This window comes from Hymenobacter agri, assembly GCF_054778495.1.
Genome location: NZ_BAAGZM010000272.1, coordinates 1 through 5,537 on the forward strand (window position 1 = coordinate 1; position 5,537 = coordinate 5,537).

General features: G+C 58.6%; 3 protein-coding genes and 3 tRNA genes. All 6 read right to left on the reverse strand.

The window, feature by feature from the left end; translation table 11 throughout:
- A partial coding sequence (gene ppk1, locus ACYVDE_RS13435) for a polyphosphate kinase 1 (protein ID WP_460502058.1) occupies nucleotides 1-2,185 on the reverse strand: 2,185 nt, incomplete at its 3' end.
- A gap of 52 nt (nucleotides 2,186-2,237) precedes the next feature.
- A complete protein-coding gene (locus tag ACYVDE_RS13440; RefSeq protein ID WP_460502059.1) occupies nucleotides 2,238-2,624 on the reverse strand; it encodes a RidA family protein in 387 nt (128 codons plus the stop codon).
- Between the two features lie 69 nt (nucleotides 2,625-2,693).
- A complete protein-coding gene (gyrB, locus tag ACYVDE_RS13445; protein WP_460502060.1) occupies nucleotides 2,694-4,688 on the reverse strand; it encodes a DNA topoisomerase subunit B in 1,995 nt (664 codons plus the stop codon).
- A gap of 240 nt (nucleotides 4,689-4,928) precedes the next feature.
- Nucleotides 4,929-5,005: transfer RNA gene (locus tag ACYVDE_RS13450), tRNA-Arg, on the reverse strand.
- 17 nt (nucleotides 5,006-5,022) lie between these two features.
- Nucleotides 5,023-5,096 (reverse strand) — tRNA-Pro (locus ACYVDE_RS13455).
- Between the two features lie 77 nt (nucleotides 5,097-5,173).
- Nucleotides 5,174-5,261: transfer RNA gene (locus ACYVDE_RS13460), tRNA-Ser, on the reverse strand.
- Between the last annotated feature and the right edge of the window lie 276 nt (nucleotides 5,262-5,537).

The following is a 5,537-nucleotide window of genomic DNA, read 5'->3' on the forward strand; positions in this document are numbered from 1 at the left end:
CAGCGGCCACATCGGCCCGGCGCTGGTCCTGCACGCCCAGCAGGGCCAGCAGGCCCTCAGGCGTGGCGGTGGCCAGCAGCGCCTCGTCGCGCTTGAAGAAGTCCTTGTGCACGTTCACCACCGGCTCGCCGGGCGCGGGGCGCTGGCGGATGTAGGCGCCATCTTCCCGCATCACGTAGCTGTTCTGGTTGTCCATCATATTCATCATCAGAATATTGATGGCCTCGCGCCGCAGCTGCGGATTCACAATCAGGAACAGTGCCTCGATGCGCCGGTCAAACGAGCGCACCATCACGTCGGCCGAGCCGGCGTATACCTTCGCATCGCCGCCGTTGTGGAAGTAAAACAAGCGCGTGTGCTCCAGGTACTCGCCCACAATGCTGCGCACCTCAATATTCTCGCTCAGGCCTGGCCGCCCCGGCCGCAGGCAGCAAATGCCGCGCACGATGAACCGAATGGGCACGCCCGCCTTCGCCGCCTTGTAAAACTCGTCGATAATCTCCTTGTCCTCCAAGGAGTTCATCTTCATCACGATGCCGCTCTGGTGGCCCTTTTTGGCGTGCTTTACTTCCTCCCGAATAAGGTGAATGAGCTGCTGGCGCATGTCCTTCGGCGCCGTGATGAGGTATTCGTAGTCGTCAGGCTGCGAGTGGCCGGTAATTACGTTGAAGAATTCCGACACGTCGTGGCCATACACATCGTTGGTAGTCAGCAGGCTAACATCGGTATAGAGGCGCGAGGTCTGTTCGTTGTAGTTGCCCGAGCCGATGTGCACGTAGCGCGTCACCTTCTCACCCTCCTTCCGGATAATCATGAGCAGCTTGGTGTGCGTCTTGTACTTGCTCACCCCGTAAATCACGAAGCAGCCGGCCTTTTCGAGCCGCGCGCCCTCCCGGATGTTCTTCTCCTCATCAAACCGGGCCTTCACCTCGAACAGCACCGACACGTGCTTGCCGTTCTCCGCCGCCTTCAGCAACGCGGCCGATACGCGCGAGTCGTCGGCCAGGCGGTAGATGGTTTGCTTGATACCCAGCACGTGCGGGTCGACGGCGGCCTGCTCCAGTAGCCGCACCATCGGCTCGATGCTGTTGTAGGGGTGGTGCAGCAGCACATCGTGGTGCTTGAGGTACTCGAACAGGTTATCCTCGGCGCCTTCCGGCAGGCTGAGCGGCTGCACGGTGGCGGGCATTTTGGCCGTTTTGCCGCGGAAGTTAGGGTGGCGCACAATCTGCCACAGGCCCTTCAAATCAATCAGCGAATTGATGACGAAGACGTTGCCGTTGTCAATGTTCCACCGCTCGCGCAGCACATTCATCAGCACGGGCGAGGCGTTGGGCTCCACTTCCACGCGCACCACGCGGCCGCGCTTGCGGGTTTTCAGGCCCACCTGTATTTCTTTGATGAAGTCGTTGTCGATATCGTCCGACTCTTCCAGCGTGAAATCGCCGTTGCGCGTGATGCGGAACAAATCGGCCGACACAATTTCCACGTTGCGGAACAGGCGCGGCAGAAACTCGCGCACTACTTCCTCGATGGGCACAAAAATGACTTTGTCTTTGCGCGTGAGCTCAAAAAAGCGCGTCAGGTTCTGCGGAATCTGCACGAAGGTGAGGCGCTCCTGCCCTTTCTCGGCCTCGCCGTCGAGCCCCACGGCCAGTCCGTTGCCGATGCGCGTGACCACCCCGAAGATGAGCATCTGGTTCATCATCAGCGGGAAGCCGTGGTACGAGTCGTACACCATCGGCGTGAGCAGCGGAAATACGGTGTTCTTGAAATAGCCATCAGCCTTCTTCACTTCGAGCTCCGTGAGGTCGCTCATCTTCAGAATATTGAAGCCATTCTTCTCGAAGTTCGGCTTCAGCTCGTTCAGATACGTCAGGCTCTGGTCGTTCACGAAGCGGTGCGCGAAATCGAGCAGCTTGCGCCGGAAGGGCAGCTCGCGCAGGCCCGAGTAGTCGATGCGCTCCTTGCCGTAATCGAGGTAGTTATACAGCGACCCCACGCGAATCATGAAAAACTCGTCGAGGTTGGAGCTGGTGATGGCCAGAAACTTCAGCTTATCGAACAGGCCGCGGCCGGCATCCTGCACCTGGTCGAGCACCCGGTAGTTAAACCGCAGCCAGCTCAGGTCGCGGCTGATGTACTTGCTTTTGCGGATAAGGTCGGAGGATTTGAAGAGCTTCATTGTGGATAATGGAATGCAGGGCAAAATACGGCAGCAGGCGCCCGTATGTAAGCTAGTACGTGGAAATAATGGCCGTGGCCTCAATTTCCACCAACAATCGCGGGTCAATCAGCGCCCGCACTTCTACCATAGAAGTTGCCGGTCGTATTTCGGAAAACACTTCGCCGTGGGCTCGCCCAACGGCCGCCCATTGCGCAATGTCGGTTACAAAAATGCGCGTACGCACCACGTCGGCATACGAGGCCCCGGCCGCTGCCAGCGCCTCACCTATTTTCTCCACCACCCGCTTGGTTTGCGCATACACGTCGGAGCCACCCGTCACCGCATCCCCATCCTGCGCGGTGGTGCCGGCCACTTCTACCACATTACCCACGCGCACGGCCCGCGAATAGCCCACAATGGGCTCCCACGGCGCCCCGGACGAAATTAATTGTCGCATAAAAATCAGTATTGAATGGGCAAAAGAAAAGGCCCGCTTTGCAGCGGGCCTTTTTTTGAGGGCTGGCAATTATACATCCAGCTTGGCGTACTTGGCGTTGCGCTCGATAAAGTCGCGGCGGGGGGCCACTTCATCACCCATCAGCATGGAGAACAAGTGGTCGGCCTCAGCGGCCGACTCCACCGTTACCTGCTTCAGGGTGCGGGTTTCGGGTTGCATGGTCGTCGTCCAGAGCTGCTCGGCGTTCATCTCGCCCAGGCCTTTGTAGCGCTGCACGTTCACCGTTTCGGGCTTGCCGCGGCCCATATCTTCCTGGGCCTGCTGGCGCTCTTCTTCGGTCCAGCAGTAGCGCTCCTCCTTGCCGCGCTTCACGAGGTAGAGCGGCGGCAGGGCGATATAGATGTAGCCGCGGTCCACCAGCTCGCGCATGTAGCGGAAGAAGAACGTGAGAATCAGCGTGCGGATGTGCGAGCCGTCGATGTCGGCGTCGGTCATGATGATGACCTTGTGGTAGCGCAGCTTGTCGAAGTTCAGCGGGCCGGTTTCGGTGCCTTCCTCGTCGGTGGTGAAAGCCAACGACTTGCGCTCGTTGAACGTGACGCCCAGCGCGGTAATCATGTTCTTGATTTCCTCGTTCTCCAGAATCTTGTGCTCTTGGGCCTTCTCCACGTTCAGGATTTTACCGCGCAGCGGCAGAATAGCCTGGAAGGCACGGTTGCGGCCCTGCTTGGCAGTACCGCCGGCCGAGTCCCCTTCCACGAGGTAAAGCTCGCAGATTTCCGGGTCCGAGTCGGAGCAGTCGGCCAGCTTGCCGGGCAGCGAGTTCGAGCCGAGCACGTTTTTGCGCTGCACCATGTCCTTGGCCTTGCGGGCGGCGATGCGGGCCTTGGCGGCCAGAATCACCTTCTCCATGATGCGGTTGGCCTGGTTGGGGTTTTCGTCCAGGTACTGCGTCAGGATTTCGCCCACCACCGAGTTCACCGCGCCGCTCACCTCGGAGTTACCCAGCTTGGTTTTGGTCTGGCCCTCGAACTGCGGCTCGGCCACCTTCACCGAAATCACGGCCGTGAGGCCCTCGCGGAAGTCGTCGCCGGTGATTTCCACCTTCGCTTTCTCAAACAACTTGTTCTTGTCGCCGTAGCTTTTCAGCACGCGCGTCACCGCCGAGCGGAAGCCGCCCACGTGCGTGCCGCCCTCGATGGTGTTGATGTTGTTGACGTAGGAATAGACGTTTTCCTGGTAAGAGGTGTTGTACTGCAACGCCACTTCCACGGGCGTGCCGCCTTTCTCACTTTCCACATAAATGGGCTCCGAGAGCAGGGAGGGGCGCATGTCGCCGTCGAGGTACTGCACGAAATCGCGCAGGCCGCCGGTCGAGTAAAATTCCTCGCCGCGGAACTCGCCGCTTTCCAGCTTTTCGCGGCGGTCGGTGAGGGTGATGCGAATGCCCTTATTCAGGTAGCTCAGGTCGCGCAGGCGGCTGGCAATGGTGTCGTAGCGGTATTCGGTTTCGGCGAAGATGGTGGGGTCGGGCAGGAACTGCACCTCGGTGCCATGCTCGTCGGTGTCGCCAATCTCCTTCACGTCGTACTGCGGGAAGCCGATTTTATACTCCTGCTGGTACACGTGGCCCTTGCGGCGCACGGTCACCTTCAGGTCGGTGCTGAGCGCGTTTACGCAACTCACGCCCACGCCGTGCAGGCCGCCCGACACTTTGTAGGAGCCTTTGTCGAACTTACCGCCGGCGTGCAGCACGGTCAGTACCACTTCGAGGGCCGAGCGGCCTTCCTTGGCGTGAAAATCGACTGGGATGCCGCGCCCGTTATCGCGCACGGTGATGGAGTTATTTTCGTTGATGGTAACGTTAATCAGGTCGCAGTGGCCGGCCAGGGCTTCGTCGATGGAGTTATCGACCACTTCCCACACCAAATGGTGCAGGCCTTTGAGGCCAGTATCGCCGATGTACATGCTGGGGCGCTTGCGCACGGCCTCCAATCCTTCGAGAACTTGAATGCTGTCAGCGGTATAGTCCGGCTGCACAATTTTTTCGGTGGTTTCGCTCATGAGGGCGGGATTAAATCAGGTCATTAAACAGCGCAATTGGCTGCCTGGTACTGAACACTCAAAAGTACATATTTAATCCCATTTTACGTAGTTTTTGCGGGTTTTTTCGCGGGAATTTTTCATTTTTAATGGTGCTTTTCAGCGGGTTGGCGCCAGCTGATTCTGCCTCACCAATTCGCCGAACACGCAAGGGCTGAAAACAGCAAAAGCCACCCCGTGGGGGTGGCTTTTGCAAGGACTTGGTGGCCCCGTTTGGATTCGAACCAAAGACCGACTACTTAGAAGGTAGTTGCTCTATCCAGCTGAGCTACGGGGTCGAATACGGGGCAACAAGTCGGGGTGGCAGGATTCGAACCTACGACCTCCTGGTCCCAAACCAGGCGCGATACCGGGCTACGCTACACCCCGAAAAAAATAATGTTGAGCCGGGAAACGACTTGTTGGTTGGAGCCCCAACGAGCTGCTTCCACAACCCAACATTATAGTGGAGAAGGGGGGATTCGAACCCCCGGTAACCTTTAGAGCTACGGCAGTTTAGCAAACTACTGGTTTCAGCCACTCACCCACTTCTCCGGCTGGTCTTCGCTCCCGTTCGAAGCGGGTGCAAATATACGGGCCGATGCGAGAGAACCGCACTTTTCGCAAAAAATTTCTCGAAAATCCGAAAAAAAGTTGCTCTCCATTTTGGCTGTCAGTTCGGTTGCAGCCGGGTATTCGGCCGTAATATTGGGGACTAATAACTCGTAACTTGTTGAACTGGGCGTATCCTGATTTTGTGGTGGCAGCCGTGGCGCTGGCCGCGGCCCTGCTGCTACTGGGCTGGCACTGGCGGCGCACCGGCCGGCTGGC